Origin of the sequence: Streptomyces sp. NPDC047515 (genome assembly GCF_040643055.1) — a bacterium.
Classification (GTDB): Bacteria; Actinomycetota; Actinomycetes; order Streptomycetales; family Streptomycetaceae; genus Streptomyces.
Map to the genome: position 1 here is coordinate 293,333 of NZ_JBEYTM010000001.1, position 18,426 is coordinate 311,758.

18 protein-coding genes are annotated in these 18,426 nt (G+C 70.9%); 12 read left to right on the forward strand and 6 right to left on the reverse strand.

Features of this window, described 5'->3' with window-relative positions; all coding sequences use genetic code 11:
• Positions 1-57: 57 nt before the first annotated feature.
• From ABZ826_RS01235 to ABZ826_RS01265, 7 genes are all read left to right on the forward strand, one after another.
• Entirely contained in the window at positions 58-735 is a 678-nt protein-coding gene (locus ABZ826_RS01235) for a TerB family tellurite resistance protein (protein WP_361440302.1), read from the forward strand.
• A gap of 159 nt (positions 736-894) precedes the next feature.
• Positions 895-2,997 (forward strand): MMPL family transporter, encoded by a 2,103-nt coding sequence (locus ABZ826_RS01240; protein WP_361440305.1) that lies wholly within the window; start codon positions 895-897, stop codon positions 2,995-2,997.
• A 65-nt stretch (positions 2,998-3,062) separates the two neighbouring features.
• Complete coding sequence (locus ABZ826_RS01245) at positions 3,063-4,265, forward strand: histidine kinase (protein WP_361440437.1); 1,203 nt, start codon at positions 3,063-3,065, stop codon at positions 4,263-4,265.
• Entirely contained in the window at positions 4,262-4,945 is a 684-nt protein-coding gene (locus ABZ826_RS01250; RefSeq protein ID WP_361440308.1) for a response regulator transcription factor, read from the forward strand. The genes ABZ826_RS01245 and ABZ826_RS01250 overlap by 4 nt, the downstream gene beginning before the upstream one ends.
• A gap of 136 nt (positions 4,946-5,081) precedes the next feature.
• Entirely contained in the window at positions 5,082-5,828 is a 747-nt protein-coding gene (recO, locus tag ABZ826_RS01255; RefSeq protein ID WP_361440311.1) for a DNA repair protein RecO, read from the forward strand.
• Positions 5,829-5,863: 35 nt separating this feature from the next.
• Positions 5,864-6,688: an isoprenyl transferase gene (locus tag ABZ826_RS01260; protein ID WP_361440314.1), complete on the forward strand. Its 825-nt coding sequence runs from the start codon at positions 5,864-5,866 to the stop codon at positions 6,686-6,688.
• A gap of 23 nt (positions 6,689-6,711) precedes the next feature.
• The gene (locus ABZ826_RS01265) at positions 6,712-7,263 is read left to right on the forward strand and encodes a YcxB family protein (RefSeq protein WP_361440317.1); all 552 of its coding nucleotides are present in this window, start codon (positions 6,712-6,714) and stop codon (positions 7,261-7,263) included.
• Between the two features lie 75 nt (positions 7,264-7,338).
• On the opposite strand, the gene ABZ826_RS01270 is transcribed toward ABZ826_RS01265, so the two are convergent.
• The 4 genes from ABZ826_RS01270 to ABZ826_RS01285 all read right to left on the reverse strand — a co-directional run bounded on the left by ABZ826_RS01270 (position 7,339) and on the right by ABZ826_RS01285 (position 10,509).
• A complete protein-coding gene (locus ABZ826_RS01270) occupies positions 7,339-7,773 on the reverse strand; it encodes a Fur family transcriptional regulator (RefSeq protein ID WP_361440320.1) in 435 nt (144 codons plus the stop codon).
• A 65-nt stretch (positions 7,774-7,838) separates the two neighbouring features.
• Positions 7,839-8,732 carry a metal ABC transporter permease gene (locus ABZ826_RS01275; RefSeq protein ID WP_361440323.1) on the reverse strand — a complete coding sequence of 298 codons (894 nt, stop codon included), beginning with the start codon at positions 8,730-8,732 and terminating at the stop codon, positions 7,839-7,841.
• A gap of 2 nt (positions 8,733-8,734) precedes the next feature.
• Positions 8,735-9,517 carry a metal ABC transporter ATP-binding protein gene (locus ABZ826_RS01280; protein WP_361440326.1) on the reverse strand — a complete coding sequence of 261 codons (783 nt, stop codon included), beginning with the start codon at positions 9,515-9,517 and terminating at the stop codon, positions 8,735-8,737.
• Between the two features lie 38 nt (positions 9,518-9,555).
• Positions 9,556-10,509, reverse strand: a complete 954-nt coding sequence (locus ABZ826_RS01285; RefSeq protein WP_361440329.1) for a metal ABC transporter substrate-binding protein — start codon at positions 10,507-10,509, stop codon at positions 9,556-9,558.
• Positions 10,510-10,717: 208 nt separating this feature from the next.
• On the opposite strand from ABZ826_RS01285, the gene ABZ826_RS01290 reads away from it, so the two are divergent.
• The 3 genes from ABZ826_RS01290 to ABZ826_RS01300 all read left to right on the forward strand — a co-directional run bounded on the left by ABZ826_RS01290 (position 10,718) and on the right by ABZ826_RS01300 (position 13,025).
• Entirely contained in the window at positions 10,718-12,100 is a 1,383-nt protein-coding gene (locus ABZ826_RS01290; RefSeq protein WP_361440332.1) for a glycine--tRNA ligase, read from the forward strand.
• Between the two features lie 116 nt (positions 12,101-12,216).
• The gene (locus ABZ826_RS01295; RefSeq protein ID WP_361440335.1) at positions 12,217-12,420 is read left to right on the forward strand and encodes a hypothetical protein; all 204 of its coding nucleotides are present in this window, start codon (positions 12,217-12,219) and stop codon (positions 12,418-12,420) included.
• A gap of 338 nt (positions 12,421-12,758) precedes the next feature.
• Positions 12,759-13,025 (forward strand): DUF6243 family protein, encoded by a 267-nt coding sequence (locus ABZ826_RS01300; RefSeq protein ID WP_361440338.1) that lies wholly within the window; start codon positions 12,759-12,761, stop codon positions 13,023-13,025.
• Positions 13,026-13,108: 83 nt separating this feature from the next.
• Here ABZ826_RS01300 and ABZ826_RS01305 read toward each other — a convergent pair whose 3' ends face one another.
• Positions 13,109-14,578 (reverse strand): MFS transporter, encoded by a 1,470-nt coding sequence (locus ABZ826_RS01305; RefSeq protein ID WP_361440341.1) that lies wholly within the window; start codon positions 14,576-14,578, stop codon positions 13,109-13,111.
• 101 nt (positions 14,579-14,679) lie between these two features.
• Here ABZ826_RS01305 and ABZ826_RS01310 point away from each other — a divergent pair, with 101 nt between their 5' ends.
• Positions 14,680-15,603, forward strand: a complete 924-nt coding sequence (locus ABZ826_RS01310) for a helix-turn-helix transcriptional regulator (RefSeq protein ID WP_361440344.1) — start codon at positions 14,680-14,682, stop codon at positions 15,601-15,603.
• Here ABZ826_RS01310 and ABZ826_RS01315 read toward each other — a convergent pair.
• A complete protein-coding gene (locus ABZ826_RS01315) occupies positions 15,576-17,060 on the reverse strand; it encodes an MFS transporter (RefSeq protein ID WP_361440347.1) in 1,485 nt (494 codons plus the stop codon). The genes ABZ826_RS01310 and ABZ826_RS01315 overlap by 28 nt on opposite strands.
• A 70-nt stretch (positions 17,061-17,130) precedes the next feature.
• Here ABZ826_RS01315 and dusB point away from each other — a divergent pair, with 70 nt between their 5' ends.
• Entirely contained in the window at positions 17,131-18,279 is a 1,149-nt protein-coding gene (gene dusB, locus ABZ826_RS01320) for a tRNA dihydrouridine synthase DusB (RefSeq protein WP_361440350.1), read from the forward strand.
• The last annotated feature ends 147 nt before the right edge of the window (positions 18,280-18,426 follow it).

The window sequence follows — 18,426 nt, forward strand, 5'->3', positions numbered from 1 at the left end:
GGCTACGGGGGAGTTACGGAGGTGTGCGACGTGCGGTCAGCCCTGGGACAACGCGCAATGAAGCTGCGTATCTGCGGCATCCGCACCATCTGGGACACCGTCGGCGACGGGGAGTTCTTCTGCCCCGGTTGCGGCGGCGACCGCAACTACCGGCGGCTCACCGGCCGTCGTCGTTTCGCGGTGCTCGGCGTGCCGATGCTGCGGCGCGGCACCACGGGCCCCGTCGTCGAATGCGCCGCCTGCCGGGACCGGTTCGACACCGATGTGCTGGACCACCCCACCACCACCCGGTTCTCCGCGATGCTCCGGGACGCCGTCCACACGGTCGCGCTCGGCGTCCTCGCGGCGGGCGGCACCGCCTCCCGCACGGCCCTGGAGGCCGCGGCCGCCCTCGTGCGCGACGCCGGATTCGACGACTGCACGGAGGAACAGCTCTCCACCGTCGTCGAGGTCCTCTCCGCCGACATCGGCCACGGCGCCGCCTTCGACCCGGCGGCCGAGGCCTGCGGCGCGGCCCTCGCCATCGAACTGCACGAGGCACTGGAACCCCTCGCCCCGCATCTGGCCCCCGCCGGGCGCCAATCGATCCTGCTGCAGGGGGCCAGGATCGCGCTCGCCGACGGCCCGTACGGGGCGGCGGAGCGCGAGGTGCTGACCATGGTCGGCGGGGCGCTGCAGCTCTGCGCCGAGGACACCGCCCGACTGCTCGCGGCGGCTGCGCGCACCCCCTCCTGAACGGCCCCGTCCGCACCGGGCGCGTACTCCCGCGGGAGTAATCGGGCCTGCGGGCCCACTGCGGCAGTAGCCGCGAACTCGGCCCCGGGCGCGACGTATCGGCCGCTTTCCGCCGGGAGTCTGGACAGGAACCAGACACCCGGCGGAAGGGGGCTCGTCATGAGGGCCGCAGTGGAATCGAGCGGTACGCGTTCACGGCCGCGCGGACGGCGGCGCGTGCTGCCCTGGGCGATCCTCGCCCTCTGGGTCGCCGCGATCGCGCTCGCCGGCCCGCTCGTGGGCAAGCTCGGCGGCGTCCAGACCAACCGCGCCGTCGACTACCTCCCGGCGAGCGCCGACTCCACGCAGGTGGCGAAGGTCCGGGACGAGCTGCCCGGCGGCGAGGCCACCGAGCTCGTCCTCGTCTACCACCGCGACGGCGGACTGACCGCTGCGGACCGGGCCCTGGCCGCCGCGCAGACCGCCGAGATCGCCCGCGGTCACGCACTCACCGGGACACCGCGCCCCGTGCCGTCCGAGGACGGCACGACCCTGATGTACCCGGTCTCCACCGCCGGGCCGGGACAGGACGACGACGCCAGAATCGCCTTCGTCGACGAGGTGCGCGCGGTCGCCGAGGGCGGCGGCGGGCTGAGCGTGGACGTCGGCGGCCCGGGGGCGCTCGACGTCGACGCGAAGAAGGTCTACGGCTCCGTCGGCGGCCCGCTGCTCTACACGACCGTCGCCGTCGTCGCGATCCTGCTGATCCTCATCTACCGCAGCCCGATGCTGTGGTTGGTGCCGCTTGTCGTCGCGGGGGTCGCCGACGTGCTGTCCATGGCCGTCGTGTACGGACTCCACCAGGGCTTCGACATCACCGTCACCAGCCAGAGCTCCGCCGTGATGACCATCCTCGTCTTCGGCGCGGGCACCGACTACGCGCTGCTGCTCGTCTCCCGCTACCGGGAGGAACTGAGCCGCTTCGCGCAGCCGTACGACGCCATGGCCGCCGCCCTGCGCGGCTGCGGGCCCGCGATCGTCGCCTCCTCCGGAACCGTCGCCGCCGGACTGCTCTGCCTGCTCGCCGCCGACCTCACCAGCAGCCGGGGCATGGGTCCCATCGCCGCCGTCGGGGTGCTCTGCGCACTGCTGGCCATGACGACGCTGCTGCCGGCGCTGCTGGTGCTGCTCGGCCGTCGGCTGTTCTGGCCGCTCGTTCCCACGTACGGCGGCGTGCCCCGGCAGCGCCGTTCGCTCTTCGCCGCGATGGGCGGTTCGGCCGGGCGCAGGCCGTCGGCGGTGCTCGCCTGCGGGGCAGTGCTGCTGGGCGCGCTGGCACTCGGCGCGTTCAACCTGCCCGGCGATCTCAAACAGGAGGACTCCTTCACCAGCAAGCCGGACTCGATCGCGGCGATGGGGATCCTCGCCGCCGCCTACCCAAGCCGCTCCACCCAGCCGATCGCCGTGATCACCCCCACCGAACGGGCCGGGGCGACCCTGGCGAAGGTCCGTGCGACCGAGGGCGTCGCCGCCGCCGAACGCGGGCGCAGCGGCGGCGGCTGGACCGAACTGTCCGTCGCCGCCACCGACCGTCCCGAGTCCGCGGGGGAGCGGGCCACCATCGAGGCCCTGCGTGACTCCCTGGACGGCAGCCACGTCGGCGGGCCCAGCGCTCAGCAGATGGACGCGGGGACGGCCGATGCCAGGGACCTCAGGACCGTCGTCCCGCTCGTCCTGGTCTCCGTCCTCCTGATCCTGATCACCCTGCTGCGCAGCCTCGTCGCCCCCCTGCTGCTCGTCACCGCCGTCGTCGCTGTGTGGGGTGCCTCGCTCGGCATCGGCGGACTGGTCTTCGAACCGCTCCTCGGCATGCAGGGCACCGACGCCGGACTGCCGCTGCTGTCCTTCGTCTTCCTGGTGGCACTCGGCGTCGACTACGGCATCTTCCTGATGCACCGGGTGCGCGAGGAGACCCTCGCCGGCGTCGCGCCGACGGCCGCCGCGCTCACCGCACTGCGCACCACGGGTGGAGTGATCGCCTCGGCGGGCCTGGTGCTCGCGGCCACCTTCGCGGTCCTGCTGAACATGCCGATCGTGAGCCTGGTCCAGATGGGCTTCGTCGTCGCCGTCGGCGTACTCCTCGACACCTTCCTCGTCCGCACCTATCTGGTGACCTCGGCGAGCGTGGCACTCCAGCGGAAGATCTGGTGGCCGGGCGCGCTCAGCCGGACCCCCGCCGCACCGGACGGCCCCCGCGAACCCGAACTCCTCACAACCGTCTGACGATTCACCCACCCGTGCGGGAGGATGGCAGCGTGTCCCGAACCACGCGCCGACACGAACGCATCATGGCCGTCGTCAACCGCGACCCCATGGAAGCGCCGCACAAGACGCGCACCGACGCCCTCGTAGCAGGGGGCGCCGGGACGCTCAGCGCCGTACTCGCGCTTCTCACCGACCCGGCCCGGTCGCCCGACGCGCTCGGCTGGACGCTGCTGCTCGCGAGCGCGGTGCCGATCGTCTGGCGGCGGCGCAACCCGCTGCTCGCACTGCTCGCCATGATCTCGCTCCTCGTCCCGTACCACGCGCTCGACAACGCGCACACGGCGCCGGTACCGCAGACGTGGATCATGCTCTACACCGTGGCGGTGACCGGTCGGCCGCTGCGCACGGTACTGACCGGGATCGGCGTCCTGTCCGTCGTGCTGACCGTGGTGCTCACCATCAATGCCCATCGGGGCCTGGAGCTGCTGCGCATCTCCGGCTGGGTCGTCGCCGTGCTGTTCTGCGGCGTCGACATGCGCGTCTACCGCCAGTACGTCGCCTCCGTGCTGGATCGCGCCGAACGCGCCGAACGCACCCGGGAGGAGGAGGCCCGGCGCCGGGTCGCCGAGGAACGGCTGCGGATCGCCCGTGATCTGCACGATCTGCTGGCCCACAGCATCACCCTCATCGGCGTGCAGACCTCGGTCGCCTCGCACATCCTGACCGTCGACCCGGACCGGCTCGACCGGAGTGCGATCGCCGCGTCGCTGGAGGACATCGCCGACACCTGCCGGGAGGCCAGGGCCGAACTGCGCACCACGCTGGAGGTGCTGCGCGACGTCCGGCCCGACCCGCACGACCGGAACGACGCCGAGGGCCCGCTGCCCGATCTGGCGTCGCTGCCCGCTCTCGTACGGGCCGCCGAGGTGGCCGGAGCCCGGGTCGACCTCGCGGTTCGCGAGCCGGCCGGCCGGCTCGCCCCGGCGACCGGCGCGGCCGCGTACCGCATCGTGCAGGAGTCGCTGACCAACGCGGTACGGCACGGAGGCACCGGCGTCCGGGTCAGGGTCGCCGTGGCACCGGACGGCGGCAGCGCGCTGCGGGTCACCGTCACCGACGACGGCGCGGCTCCCCCGAAGGACGGCTCCGCACCCGGGTTCGGCATCGTGGGCATGCGGGAACGGGCCCGCAGCACCGGCGGCACGCTGGACGCGGGACCCCGACCGGGCGGCGGCTTCCAGGTCTCGGCGCTGCTGCCGTTCCAGGAGGGGGAGATCACACCATGATCCGTGTGCTGCTCGCCGACGACCAGGCCCTGGTACGGGCGGCGTTCGCGATGCTCGTCGGGTCCGACCGGGACATGGAGGTCGTCGGCCAGGCGGGCAACGGCCTCGAAGCCGTCGAACTGGCCCGCGAGCACCGCCCCGACCTCGTCGTCATGGACATCCGGATGCCCGATCTCGACGGCATCGAGGCGACCCGCCGCATCGCCGCCGACGAGCGGCTCGCCGGCGTGAAAGTGCTCGTCCTGACCACGTACGACACCGATGAACACGTCGTCGACGCACTGCGCGCGGGCGCCTCCGGCTTCCTGGTCAAGGACACCAGGCCCGCCGAACTCCTGACCGCGATCAGGACCGTGGCGGCGGGCGAGTCCCTGCTCTCGCCGGGGCCGACCGCCCGGCTCATCGCCCGGGTGCTGCGCAGCCCCCGGACCCCGCCCGCGGGAGCGCCGGGCGGTCCGGACCGCCTGTCCGAACGGGAGCGCCAGGTGCTCTGCCTGGTCGGGCGCGGGCTGAACAACGCGGAGATCGCCGAGACCCTCGGCCTCAGCCCGCTCACCGCGAAGACCCATGTCAGCCGGATCATGGGCAAGCTCGGCGCCCGCGACCGGGCCCAGCTGGTGATCGTCGCGTACGAATCGGGGCTGGTCGTACCGGCCGCGGGCGGGGCGGACGGAATCTAAGGGCTGCCCCGTAGTGTCCTGCGCTGCACATCACGCGGGTAAGTTGCTACCTGCTCGGCGGTCCGGCCGCAGCACCAGCCGGCCCCGGCCCGGGGAGCGGGCCCGACGAGCCGTCTCCGTGCCGGACAATGGACGCATGAGCTTGTTCCGGGACGACGGCGTGGTGCTGCGCACGCAGAAGCTGGGCGAGGCCGACCGGATCATCACGATCCTGACCCGCGGCCACGGCCGGGTGCGGGCCGTCGCGCGCGGGGTGCGGCGTACGAAGTCCAAGTTCGGGGCACGGCTGGAACCCTTCTCCCACGTCGACGTGCAGTTCTTCGCCCGGGGCAGCGAACTGATCGGCCGGGGACTGCCGCTCTGCACCCAGAGCGAGACGATCGCCCCGTACGGCGGCGGCATCGTCACCGATTACGCCCGCTACACCGCGGGCACCGCGATGCTGGAGACCGCCGAGCGGTTCACCGACCACGAGGGCGAGCCCGCGGTCCAGCAGTACCTGCTGCTCGTCGGGGGGCTGCGCACCCTCGCCCGCGGCGAGCACGAGCCGCATCTCATCCTCGACGCGTTCCTGCTGCGTTCGCTCGCCGTCAACGGCTACGCACCCAGCTTCGAGGACTGCGCGAAGTGCGGAATGCCCGGACCGAACCGTTTCTTCTCCGTCGCGGCGGGCGGCGTCATATGCGGCGACTGCCGGGTACCCGGCAGCGTCGTACCCTCGGCTGAGGCCGTCACCCTGTTGAGCGCGCTGCTCACCGGCGACTGGGAGACAGTGGACGCGTGCGAGGCGCGTCATGCCAGGGAGGGGAGCGGACTGGTGTCCGCGTATCTGCACTGGCATCTGGAGCGCGGACTGCGCTCACTGCGGTACGTAGAGAAGTGACACAGGCAGATCAGGCAGAGGGAGCGAGACAGTTCATGGCAGTTCGCGGGATGCTCGGCGGCCGTAACCGGCACGACTACAAGACGCCGGAGCCGCACCCCTCCGGAGCCACGCCCCCCAAGATCCCCGGCGAGCTGGTGCCCAAGCACATCGCCGTCGTGATGGACGGCAACGGCCGCTGGGCCAAGGAACGCGGCCTCCCGCGCACCGAGGGCCACAAGGTCGGCGAGGGCGTCGTCATGGACGTCCTCAAGGGCTGCATCGAGATGGGCGTCAAGAACCTCTCGCTGTACGCGTTCTCCACCGAGAACTGGAAGCGGTCCCCGGAGGAAGTGAAGTTCCTGATGAACTTCAACCGGGACGTCATCCGCCGCCGCCGTGACGAGATGGATGAACTGGGCATCCGCATCCGCTGGGTGGGACGCATGCCCAAGCTGTGGAAGTCTGTCGTCCAGGAGCTCCAGGTCGCCCAGGAGCAGACGAAGGACAACGACAAGATGACGCTGTACTTCTGCGTCAACTACGGCGGCCGGGCCGAGATCGCCGACGCCGCGCAGCGCATCGCGCAGGACGTCGCGGCCGGGAAGCTGGACCCGTCGAAGGTCAACGAGAAGACGTTCGCGAAGTACATCTACTACCCGGACATGCCGGACGTCGACCTCTTCGTCCGCCCCAGTGGTGAGCAGCGCACGTCCAACTACCTGATCTGGCAGAGCGCCTACGCCGAAATGGTCTTCCAGGACGTGCTGTGGCCGGACTTCGACCGCCGCGACCTGTGGCGGGCCTGCCTGGAGTACGCCCAGCGGGACCGGCGGTTCGGCGGCGCGGTGGAAGCGGGCACCGCCGAGCCGGCTGTCTGACCCTGCCGCTAGGCTTCCGTCCCATGAAGGACGAGGGGTGGGGCGGGGCGGAAGCCGTGGCCGGGGAAGAGATCGTGGTCGAGCTTGCGTACGAGCCGGTCAGGGCCGACTTCACGGGCGCGCTGAAAGCCCGCGCGGAGGTCAGCGCGGCCGGTCGCAGACAACGTGCGCTGACGGTCACCCTGGCGGTTCTGGCCGTGTTGACGGGAGTCATGACCGTCCTCGACGGGGACGTCCTGTGGCCGGCGCTCGGAGCGTTGGCCATGGTCGTCGTCGTGGCGTATCCGCTGGCGCTCCGGCTCACGAGTCGGCAGCTGCACAGGTTCGCCGCGCGGCAGGGGGCGTGCCGGGCGCAGGTGTACGAGACGGGCATACGGATCGTCACGGAGCAGAGCACCATGACCGTCCGCTGGTCGGTCATGCCCTGCTACCGGGAGACTCCGGAACTCTTCGTGCTGCTCAGCGACGACAAGCAGGCGACCGGCCTCACCCTGCTGCCCAAGCGGGGGCTGCGCGAGCCGGGCGAGCTCGACCGGCTGCGCGCGGTACTCGACCGCCACCTGCGCAGGCTCTGAGCGGGCCTGCTCGGCGCCCGGGATTCTCCGGCGGGCGCGGAACGCGGGCCCGGGGGCGCCGCCCCCGGGCCGTCGTCAGGCCTTCGCGCTCGCGCACTCCGCGCACGTTCCGAAGATCTCCACCGTGTGCGCCACGTTCACATAGCCGTGCTGCGCGGCGATCGTCTCCGCCCACTGCTCCACCGCGGGTCCCTCGACCTCCACGGCCTTGCCGCACATCCGGCACACCAGGTGGTGGTGGTGGTCCCCGGTCGAGCAGCGCCGGTACACGGACTCGCCGTCCGTGGTGCGCAGGACATCGACCTCGCCCGCGTCGGCGAGGGACTGAAGGGTGCGGTAGACGGTGGTCAGCCCGACCGAGTCACCGCGGTGCTTGAGCACATCGTGCAGCTCCTGGGCGCTGCGGAACTCGTCCACCTCGTCGAGCGCCGCCGCCACCGCCGCCCGCTGCCGGGTCGACCGGCCGCGTACCGGGGCCGCGTTCGTTCCACTGATCGGCGCCATCGCCACAGCAGCCTCCTCGTGTCGCCCGTACTTGTGTCGGGCCATTGTGCCAGCCCGCCCGGGCGTCACGGTCAAACCCGGAGTTCGTCCGTGGCCGAACGGGAGGCCGGTACCTCAAGAGTGCACTCCCCGGACGCCGCTTCGTTCTGCCGGGCGCGCCTTCTGGCCAGCGGGGTCGCGAGCAGCGTCAGGCCGACGAAGACCACGATGGCCAGCAGCACGATCGTCGCGCCGGGCGGGACGTCCTGGTAGTACGAGGTCACGGTGCCCGCCAGGGTCACCGCCGTACCGATGACGACCGACAGCACGAACGTCAGCTTGAAGGACCTGGAGATCTGCTGCGCCGCCGCCACCGGCACCACCATCAGCGCGCTGACCAGCAGCAGCCCGACGACCCGCATCGCCACGGTGACGGTCACCGCCGCCGTCACGGCGACCAGCAGGTTCAGCGCCCGCACCGGCAGGCCGGTGACCCGGGCGAACTCCTCGTCCTGGCTGACGGCGAAGAGCTGCCTGCGCAGCCCCAGCGTCACCAGCAGCACGAAGGCGGCCAGCAGACAGATCGCGGTGATGTCCTCGGTCGAGACCGTGGACAGGGAGCCGAAGAGGTACGAGGTGAGGTTGGCGTTGGAGCCGGTGTCGGAGAGGTTGATCAGCAGGACACCGCCCGCCATGCCGCCGTAGAACAGCATGGCGAGCGCGATGTCGCCGCGGGTGCGCCCGTACCAGCGGATCAGCTCCATCGCGACGGCGCCGACGACGGCGACCGCCGTGGCCATCCACACCGGGCTGGTGGAGAGCAGGAAGCCGAGGCCGACACCGGTCATCGCGATATGACCGATGCCGTCGCCCATCAGGGCCTGGCGGCGCTGGACGAGGTAGATGCCGACGGCGGGGGCGATGACGCCGACGAGTACGGCGGCGAGCAGGGCCCGCTGCATGAACGGAGGGTCGAGGAATTCCATGATCAGCTCAGCAGTCCCGTCCGGACGGGCTCGGAGGCCGCGTGGGGGTGTACATGGTCGTGTCCGGGCAGGGCGTGCTGGCCCAGCGCCTTCGGGGGCGGCCCGTCGTGCATCACACAGCCGTCGCGCAGCACGATCGCGCGGTCGATGAGCGGTTCCAGCGGGCCGAGCTCGTGCAGGACGAGCAGCACCGTGGTGCCGGCCGCGACCTGTTCACGGAGCGTCGCCGCGAGGATCTCCTGGCTGGCCAGGTCGACGCCGGCCATCGGCTCGTCCATGATCAGCAGCTCCGGTTCGGCGGCCAGCGCCCGGGCAATCAGCACCCTCTGGTGCTGTCCGCCGGAGAGCGCGTCCACCGAGTCCTTGGCCCGGTCGGCGAGGCCGACGAGTTCGATGGCCCGGTCGACGGCGGCCCGGTCGGCCTTGCGCAGCAGCCCCAGCTTCGTACGGGAGAGCCGCCCGGAGGAGACGACCTCACGGATCGTGGCGGGGACGCCGCCGGCCGCCGTGGTGCGCTGGGGGACGTAACCGACACGCGCCCAGGTACGAAAGCGGCGCAGCGGGGTGCCGAACAGCTCGACGGACCCACCGGTGAGCGGGACCTGGCCGATGACGGAGCGCACGGCGGTCGACTTGCCCGAGCCGTTGGCGCCGAGCAGGGCGACGACCTCGCCGCGGTGGACGGTCAGGTCGATGCCGCGCAGCACCACACGCGCGCCGAGTGCGGCCGTGGCGCCCCGCAGGGCTATGACGGGCTCCGTCGCGGTGCTCCCGGACTCGGGCATGAGTGCCTCCGATGCTGCTGTGGCTGGTGTTGCGTGGATCACTTCGCGCCGAGCGCCTTCTGCAGGGCGGCGAGGTTGGACTGCATGACCTCGAAGTAGTCAGCGCCCTTGGACTTGTCGGTGATTCCCTCCAGCGGGTCCAGGACGTCGGTCCTCAGCCCGGTGTCCTTGGCGAGGGTCTTCGCGGTCTTGTCGCTGGCGAGCGTCTCGAAGAATACGGTGCTGACCTTGTTCTTCTTCGCGATGGCGTGGATCTCGCTGATCCGGGCGGGGCTGGGCTCGGCCTCGGGGTCGATGCCGGCGATGCCCTCCTGGGTCAGACCGTAGCGCTCGGCGAGGTAGCCGAAGGCGGAGTGGGTGGTGATGAAGGTCTTGGTCGCGGTGTTCTTCAGCCCGTTCGCGTACGCGGTGTTCAGGCCGTCGAGCTTGGTGACCAGCGTGTCCGTGTTCTTGCGGTAGTCCGCGGCGTGGTCCGGGTCGGTCTTCTCCAGCGACTTCCCGACGCCCTTGGCGACCTCGGCGTACTTCACGGGGTCCAGCCAGATGTGGGGGTCGGCTCCGGCCTCGTCACCGTGGTGCTCATGACCGTGTTCGTCGGCTCCGGTCTCGGTGCCGTGGTCCTCCAGCACGGTGAGCTTCGAGGCGTCGACGACGTCCTTCGCGCCGGACTGCTTGATGGCGTCGTCGACGGCGGGCTGGATGCCCTTGAGGTACAGGACGTAGTCGGCGTCACCGAGTCCGCCGATCTGCCGCGGGGTGAGCTCCAGATCGTGCGGCTCGACGCCCGGCTTGGTCAGCGTGGTGACGGAGACGTGCTTCCCGCCGATCTGCTCGGCCAGGAACTGCATCGGATAGAACGAGGCCACCACGTTCAGTTTGTCGCCGTTCTTGTGATCGGCGGCGTTCGAGCCGGAGCAGGCGGTGAGTGCCGTGAGGCCGAGGACGGCTGCTCCGGCAACGGCGGCGGTGGGTATGAGGCGGCTTACGTTCATGACAGTCATTTTCAACAAAACTGGAAACGATTGTCAACAAGCCTGATGGGATGACCGCTCGGCCGTCCGTGCCGATACCGATTTGATCGAAGGGGCGTGCCCGCCGGTAATCTGAAGCATTCGCCCGCCCGTCTCCCGACCCCACCCCCCCCACGAGGCGCTTCGCGCCACCCCTGTCCAGTTTCGTCGTCGTAATGAAGAGAGCACCGTGGCCGCCGACAAGATCGACTCCATCGTCAGCCTGAGCAAGCGCCGTGGCTTCGTCTATCCCTGCAGTGAGATCTACGGTGGCCAGCGCGCCGCCTGGGACTACGGGCCGCTGGGCGTGGAGATGAAGGAGAACCTCAAGCGCCAGTGGTGGCGCTACATGGTCACCTCGCGCGAGGACGTGGTCGGTCTCGACTCGTCGGTCATCCTGGCCCCCGAGGTGTGGGTGGCCTCCGGCCACGTCGCCACGTTCACCGACCCGCTGACCGAGTGCACCTCCTGCCACAAGCGCTTCCGCGCCGACCACCTGGAGGAGGCGTACGAGGAGAAGCACGGCCACGCGCCCGTGAACGGCCTGGCCGAGCTCAACTGCCCCAACTGCGGCAACAAGGGCACCTTCACCGAGCCCAAGCAGTTCTCGGGTCTGCTCTCCACCCACCTCGGCCCGACCCAGGACTCCGGCTCGGTCGCCTATCTGCGTCCCGAGACCGCGCAGGGCATCTTCACCAACTTCGGCCAGGTGCAGCAGACCTCGCGCAAGAAGCCGCCGTTCGGTATCGCCCAGATGGGCAAGTCCTTCCGGAACGAGATCACTCCGGGCAACTTCATCTTCCGCACCCGCGAGTTCGAGCAGATGGAGATGGAGTTCTTCGTCAAGCCGGGCGAGGACGAGGAGTGGCAGCAGTACTGGATGGACCAGCGCTGGAACTGGTACACGGACCTGGGCATGCGCGAGGAGAACATGCGCTGGTACGAGCACCCGAAGGAGAAGCTCTCCCACTACTCCAAGCGCACCGCGGACATCGAGTACCGCTTCCGCTTCGGCGGCAGCGAGTGGGGCGAGCTGGAGGGTGTCGCCAACCGCACGGACTACGACCTCAAGGCGCACTCCAAGGCCTCGGGCACGGACCTCTCCTTCTTCGACCAGGAGGCCGGCGAGCGCTGGACCCCCTACGTCATCGAGCCGGCGGCCGGTGTCGGCCGCGCGATGCTCGCCTTCCTCCTCGACGCGTACATCGAGGACGAGGCGCCCAACGCCAAGGGCGTCATGGAGAAGCGCACCGTGATGCGTCTCGACCCGCGCCTCGCGCCGGTCAAGGTCGCCGTCCTGCCGCTGTCCCGCAACCCGCAGCTGTCGCCGAAGGCCAAGGGGCTCGCCACCGACCTGCGGAAAAACTGGAACATCGAGTTCGATGACGCGGGTGCCATCGGCCGCCGCTACCGCCGTCAGGACGAGATCGGTACGCCGTTCTGCGTCACCGTCGACTTCGACACGCTCGACGACAACGCGGTCACCGTGCGCGAGCGCGACACCATGAAGCAGGAGCGCGTCTCCCTGGACCAGATCCAGGCCTACCTCGGTGCCCGGCTGCTGGGCTGCTGACGCACCACGGTTCGACGACGAAGCCCCCGGTTCCCCGTACGGAACCGGGGGCTTCGTTGCACACTGTCCACGCCGAGCGTCGCGTCCGCGCGCCCACGCGTCCACAGGAGGCTCCGATGCCGTCCATGACCACGAGCAAGGTCAGCAGATGGGATCAGCACGGCCGTGAACACGTCGTCCACGTGACGAAGTCGGGGATGCAGCGGCAGTTGAGCTGCGACACCTGCGGCTGGCGCAAGGGGGTGCAGTTCCTGCCCTGGCTCAAGGCCGGGGAACATCTCGCCGAGGCCCATCAGGCGACGGTCGACCCGGCCGCCTGAGAGCCTGTCGGGCGGCCTCTGAGCGGACCGCCCGCGCCCACTGCCGTGGTGTGCGGGGCCGTTGTGCGCGGAAGCGTCACCGCGGGGCCCCGTCGCACGTACGGGCCGCGCGGCAGCGGGTCCGGCACGCCGGTGAACCCGGCCGTGACGGCGGGGCCCTGCCGGGGCGCGCGGGAAATCGGGTGCCCGGCCCGGTCCGGCCGGGGTACGGTTCCGGCATGTATTCGTTCTTCCAGATCTACGAGTGAGCGCGCGGCGGGTTGAGCTACCCGCCGCCCATCGGATCGATTCCAGGTCGCTTCAGACACCTCACTTCTCACCACGAATGGGAGAACGCCGTGGCCAAGAGCCGCAACAACCTCCTCGGTGTGGGCGGACAGCGCAAGAAGCTGTCCCGCGCCGAGCAGCAGGGCGCAGGCCCTGCGCGCAATGCCGACCGCAAGACCGCTGCCGACCAGAAGCAGGAGCTGCTGCGCAAGATGCGTGAGCGCGCGCAGTCGGGACCGGCCTTGGCGCCGGCCGAGTCCGCCGCGCAGACCGGGCCGTCGTCGGACGGCTCCGCGCAGCCGAGCGCGTCCGGGCAGGACACCCCGGCACAGAGCTGACACCTCCTCATCATCCGTACGACCGGGGGCCCGGATCACCAGAAGTGATCCGGGCCCCCGCCCGTGTCCGCACCCCCGCGTGCTCACGCCACTGTGCGCGGCAGCCGCAGGCTCAGCAGCGTCGTCAGCACCACCGCGGCCAGCTGCACCAGCAGCGTCACGGCCAGCGCGTCCCGTATCCCGGAGCCCGGGACCAGGGAGAGGAACAGTGTGCCGAGCGTGGCCACGCCCAGGGCCAGCGCGGCCTGCTGAGTGGTCGTCATCACCCCGCCGCCCACACCGGCTCGCGCGGCCGGTACGTCGGAGAGCACGATGCGGAACAGGACGGGCAGCTGCAGCCCCTGTCCGAACCCCGCGATCGCGACCCCCGGCATCAGCCCCAGCACGCCGAGGCCCGACCACCGCTGCCACACGGTGAACGCGAGCACCAGTACGCCCACCGCCTGGATCATCCCGCCCGCCGTCACGACCCGGCTGCCGTACCGCAGGATCAGTCGTGGACCCGCCAGAGACGCCGCGAAGAAGGCCACCGCCATCGGGGCCATCGACAGACCCGCGGCCGCCGGGCCGAGCTTCAGCCCCTGCTGCAGCGCCACCGCGATCACGAACATGAAGCCGCCGAAACCGATCGAGAACGGCACCACCAGCGCCAGTCCGCGCCGCAGCGACTCCAGCCGCAGCAGGCTCGGCGGCACCAGAGGGGTCTGCCCGAGCCGGTCGGCCCGCTGCTCGACCCGGTAGAAGGCGTACGCGGCGAACGGGAACAGGGTCAGCGAGACCCAGGTCCACACCGGCCAGCCCGCGGCGCGCCCCTCCGTCAGCGGAGCCAGCAGCGTCAGCAGCGACACGGTCAGCAGCAGTGTGCCCGGTACGTCGATCGGCGCGGGCCTGTCGGAGCGGGTCTCCGGCACGGCGCGGGCGGCCAGCACCAGCCCCACCGCCGCCACCGGAACGTTCACCAGGAACACCGAACGCCAGCCCGCGCTCTCGCCGAACACCGACGACAGCGGGGCGGCGGCGACGAGCACACCGCCGAGGATCTGGCCCGCGACCATGGAGAGCCCGGCCGTTGCCCCGTACAGGCTCAACGCCTTCGCCCGCCGATGTCCGGACGTGGCCGCCTGAATGGTGGCGAGCACCTGCGGCAGCATCAGCGCCGCCGCCGCGCCCTGTGCCACCCGCGCCCCGACGAGTGTCCAGGCGTCCGGGGCGAGCCCGCAGGCGAGCGAGGTGATGCCGAAGGCGGCGATTCCCAGCAGGAAGAGCCGGCGCCGTCCGGCCATGTCGCCGAGCCGACCGCCGAGTACGAGCAGCACGGCATAGGCGAGTCCGTAGCCCGCGACGACCAGTTCGAGCAGCGCGGGGCCCGCGTCCAGATCGTGGTCGATCGTCGGCAGGGCGACATTCACGATGAAGAAGTCGATCAGCGGCAGTGCCGCGCCCAGCAGCACGGTGAACAGCCCGAGTGTGCCGAGCACCGGAGTGGGGTGGTCGTGCCGCACCACTCGGGCGGTGGCGGCGGATACTTCCGTCCGTACAGTTGATTCACTCACGCCATCGAGAATCATCGCTATCCCAGCCTGGTACCAGAGTGTCTTTATCCTGGTACAAGCAGCACCTGGCAGAGCGCCGGGCCGTTCGGCACGCTGGAGGTATGACGACCATGGCGAGCGAGTCGCCCTACGTACGCGTGGTGTCCGGAGCGCCGGTTCCCCAGCGGCCCGAGCCCTTCGAGCCCTCCGAGCCCGATGTCCGGCGGCACGAACTCGCGGACTTCCTGCGCAGCCGCCGCGAGCGGATCACCCCTGAGCAGGTCGGTCTGCCCCGCGGTCCGCGGCGGCGGACCCCCGGCCTGCGCCGTGAGGAGGTCGCCCAGCTCTCCACCGTCGGCGTCACCTGGTACACCTGGCTGGAGCAGGCCCGCGACATCCAGGTCTCGCCCCAGGTCCTCGACGCACTCGCCCGTGCCCTGCTGCTCGACCGCACCGAGCGCGGCCACCTCTTCTCGCTCGCCGGCGCCGTCGACCCGTCGCCCGGCGCGGACTGCCCGAGCATCACCCCGGCGCTGCGCGAGATGCTGCGCTGGCTGGACCCCATTCCGGCCTGCATCCAGAACAGCCGGTACGACATCCTCGCGTACAACCGGACCTACGGGCGGCTGCTCTGCGACCTGGACGCCGTCGACCCCGACGACCGCAACTGCATGATCCTCTCCTACACCAACCCGGAGTGGCGCGCCGCCGTCGTGGATCTCCCCGAGATGAACCGGGTCATGGCCGCCAAGTTCCGCAGGTCGATGGCCGGACATCTGGCCGAGCCCGCGTGGAAGGCGCTCCTCGGCCGGCTTGAGGCGGCCTCGCCGGAGTTCCGCGAGCTCTGGGCGCGGCACGAGGTGGTGGGCCCCGGCGGCCGGACCAAAATCTTCCGCAACGCCCACGTAGGACTGCTCCGCCTCGATCACACCGACCTGTGGCTCGGCCCCTCGTCCGGGCCCCGCATGGTGACGTACACCCCCGCCGACGACGAGACCGCGCAGCGGCTGCGGCGCCTTCAGGCCCTGGAGTTCGCCGAAGCCTGATCCCCGACCGGGACATCGGCCGACGTCTCCAGCCGCTCCGCGGTCCGACGTGCCGTCTCCCGTGCCCAGCGCCCGCTGGTCAGCGCCCCCACCAGCAGGACGCACACCCCGCACCCCGTGAGGACCCACCAGGCGGGCTTGCTCGCGTCCACGAACGCCGTCGCGTACGCGGCGCCCCGCGGGGACCCGGTACCGGCCACACCGGCCGCCAGCACCGCACCGATCACGGCGACCCCGAGCGTTCCGCCGACCTGCCGGCTGGTCGAGGCGACCGCCGCCGCCACACCGGCCTGCGAGCGGGGCATCCCGGAGACGGCCGTGTTGGTGATCGGGGCGTTCACCATGCCGAAGCCGAGGCCGAACAGCACATAGCCGGTGAACAGCAGGGCGTTGTCCGTCTCCGCGTCGAACGCGGCGAACAACAGCCCGCACGCCGTCATGGTCACTCCCGCGACGAGCAGCGGCAGCCGAGGCCCCCGACTGCCGACCAGCCGTCCGGACAGGGGTGCGCAGACAAAGGTCAGGGCCGCCATCGGGAGCATGTACAGACCGGCGTGCAGCGCGCTCAGACCGCGCACGTTCTGCAGATACAGCGTGTTGAGGAAGAGGAACCCGCTCAGCGCGGCGAACGCGCAGACCGCTATGGCGGTGGCCCCGCTGAACGGGGCGCTGTGGAAGAACCGCAGATCGATGAGGGGCTCGGCGCGCCTGGGCTCGTACAGCAGGAGCCCGACGACCGCGCAGGCGGCGAGCACGGCGAACGTCAGGATGCGCGGCGAGGCCCAGCCCGCCGAGGGCGCCTCGATGATCGCGTACGTCAGTGAACCGAGCAGCGCGATCACCAGCAGCTGTCCCACGGGGTCGGGACGGCGCGGTTTCGGGGCCCGCGACTCAGGGACGTACCGCCAGGTGAGCAGCAGCGCGACGAGACCGACCGGCAGATTGATCCAGAAGATCGACCGCCAGCCGACCGAATCCACCAGCAGACCGCCGACCACCGGGCCCGCCGCCATGGAGATGCCGACGACACCGCCCCACACCCCGATGGCGCGGGCCCGCTCGCGCGGGTCGGTGAAGGTGTTGGTGATGATCGACATCGCGACGGGATTCAGCATCGAGCCGCCCACCGCCTGCACCATCCGGAACGCCACCAGCGACTCCAGGTTCGGCGCCAGGGAGCAGAGGACCGAGCCGAGGGTGAAGAGGACGAGGCCGATCTTGAAGATCTTCCGGCGCCCGATCCGGTCGGCGGTGGAGCCCGCGAGCATCAGCAGCGACGCGAGGACGAGGGTGTAGGCGTCGATCGTCCACTGCATGCCCGCCACAGTGGCGTGCAGTTCCTTCTGCATGGACGGCAGGGCGACATTGAGGACGGTGTTGTCGAGGCTGACGATCAGCAGGCTCATGCAGCAGATCGCCAGTACCAGCTGCCGTCGGCGGGGGCTCAGCTCGGGCATACATGGATAGTACGGTTAACTAACGAACTCTGCTGGCGGACCGCTCCGCGCGGTACGCGACAATGGAGCAATGACCACGCTCGCCCCCTCGCCCCCGCTGCTCCGGATCGGCCCGCACACGGTGCAGCCGCCGGTGGTGCTCGCGCCCATGGCCGGCATCACCAACGCACCGTTCCGCACCCTGTGCCGGGAGTTCTCCGGCGGCAAGGGGCTGTTCGTCAGCGAGATGATCACCACGCGCGCGCTGGTCGAGCGCAACGAGAAGACCATGCAGCTCATCCACTTCGACGCGAGCGAGACCCCGCGCTCGATCCAGCTGTACGGAGTGGACCCGGTCACGGTCGGCAAGGCGGTCCGCATGATCGTCGACGAGAACCTCGCCGACCACATCGACCTGAACTTCGGCTGCCCGGTCCCCAAGGTGACCCGCAAGGGCGGCGGCTCGGCGCTCCCGTACAAGCGGCCCCTGCTGCGCGCGATCCTCAACGAGGCGGTCTCCAACGCGGGCGGGCTGCCGGTCACCATCAAGATGCGCAAGGGCATCGACGACGACCACACCACCTACCTCGACGCCGGCCGGATCGCCGTGGAGGAAGGCGTCACGGCCGTCGCCCTGCACGGCAGGACAGCCGCGCAGCACTACGGCGGCACTGCTGACTGGGACGCCATCGCCCGGCTCAAGGAGCACGTCCCGGAGATCCCCGTCCTCGGCAACGGCGACATCTGGAGCGCGGACGACGCCCGTCGGATGATGCGCGAGACAGGCTGCGACGGAGTGGTCGTGGGGCGCGGCTGCCTGGGCCGCCCCTGGCTCTTCGGTGACCTGGTGAGCGCGTTCGAGGGTACGCAGACGCGGCGGGCGCCGGCTCTGCGCGAGGTCGCCGACGTCATGCTGCGGCACGCGACGCTGCTGGGGGAGTGGATCGGTGACGAGACCCGCGGCGTGATCGACTTCCGCAAGCATGTCGCCTGGTACCTCAAGGGCTTCTCAGTCGGCTCCGAGATGCGCAAGAAGCTGGCGATCACCTCGTCGCTGGACGAGCTGGGCGGGCAGCTGCGGGAGCTGGACCTGGACCAGCCGTGGCCGGACGGCGCGGACGGGCCGCGCGGGCGCACCTCGGGCAACAACCGGGTCGTGCTGCCGGACGGCTGGCTGAAGGACCCGTACGACTGCGCGGGAGTGAGCGCGGACGCGGAGCTGGACACCTCGGGGGGCTGAAGAGGCGCGCCAGGAGCCTGAGGGGCCCGAGGGGACTGCGAGGCGGCCTGTGAGGGGCCCGATCGAGGCACGGTCGGGCCCCTCAGGCCTTTCCGGACCCTTCGGGGCCTTCCGGGCTCTCGGGCCCCTCGGGGCCCTTCAGGAGAC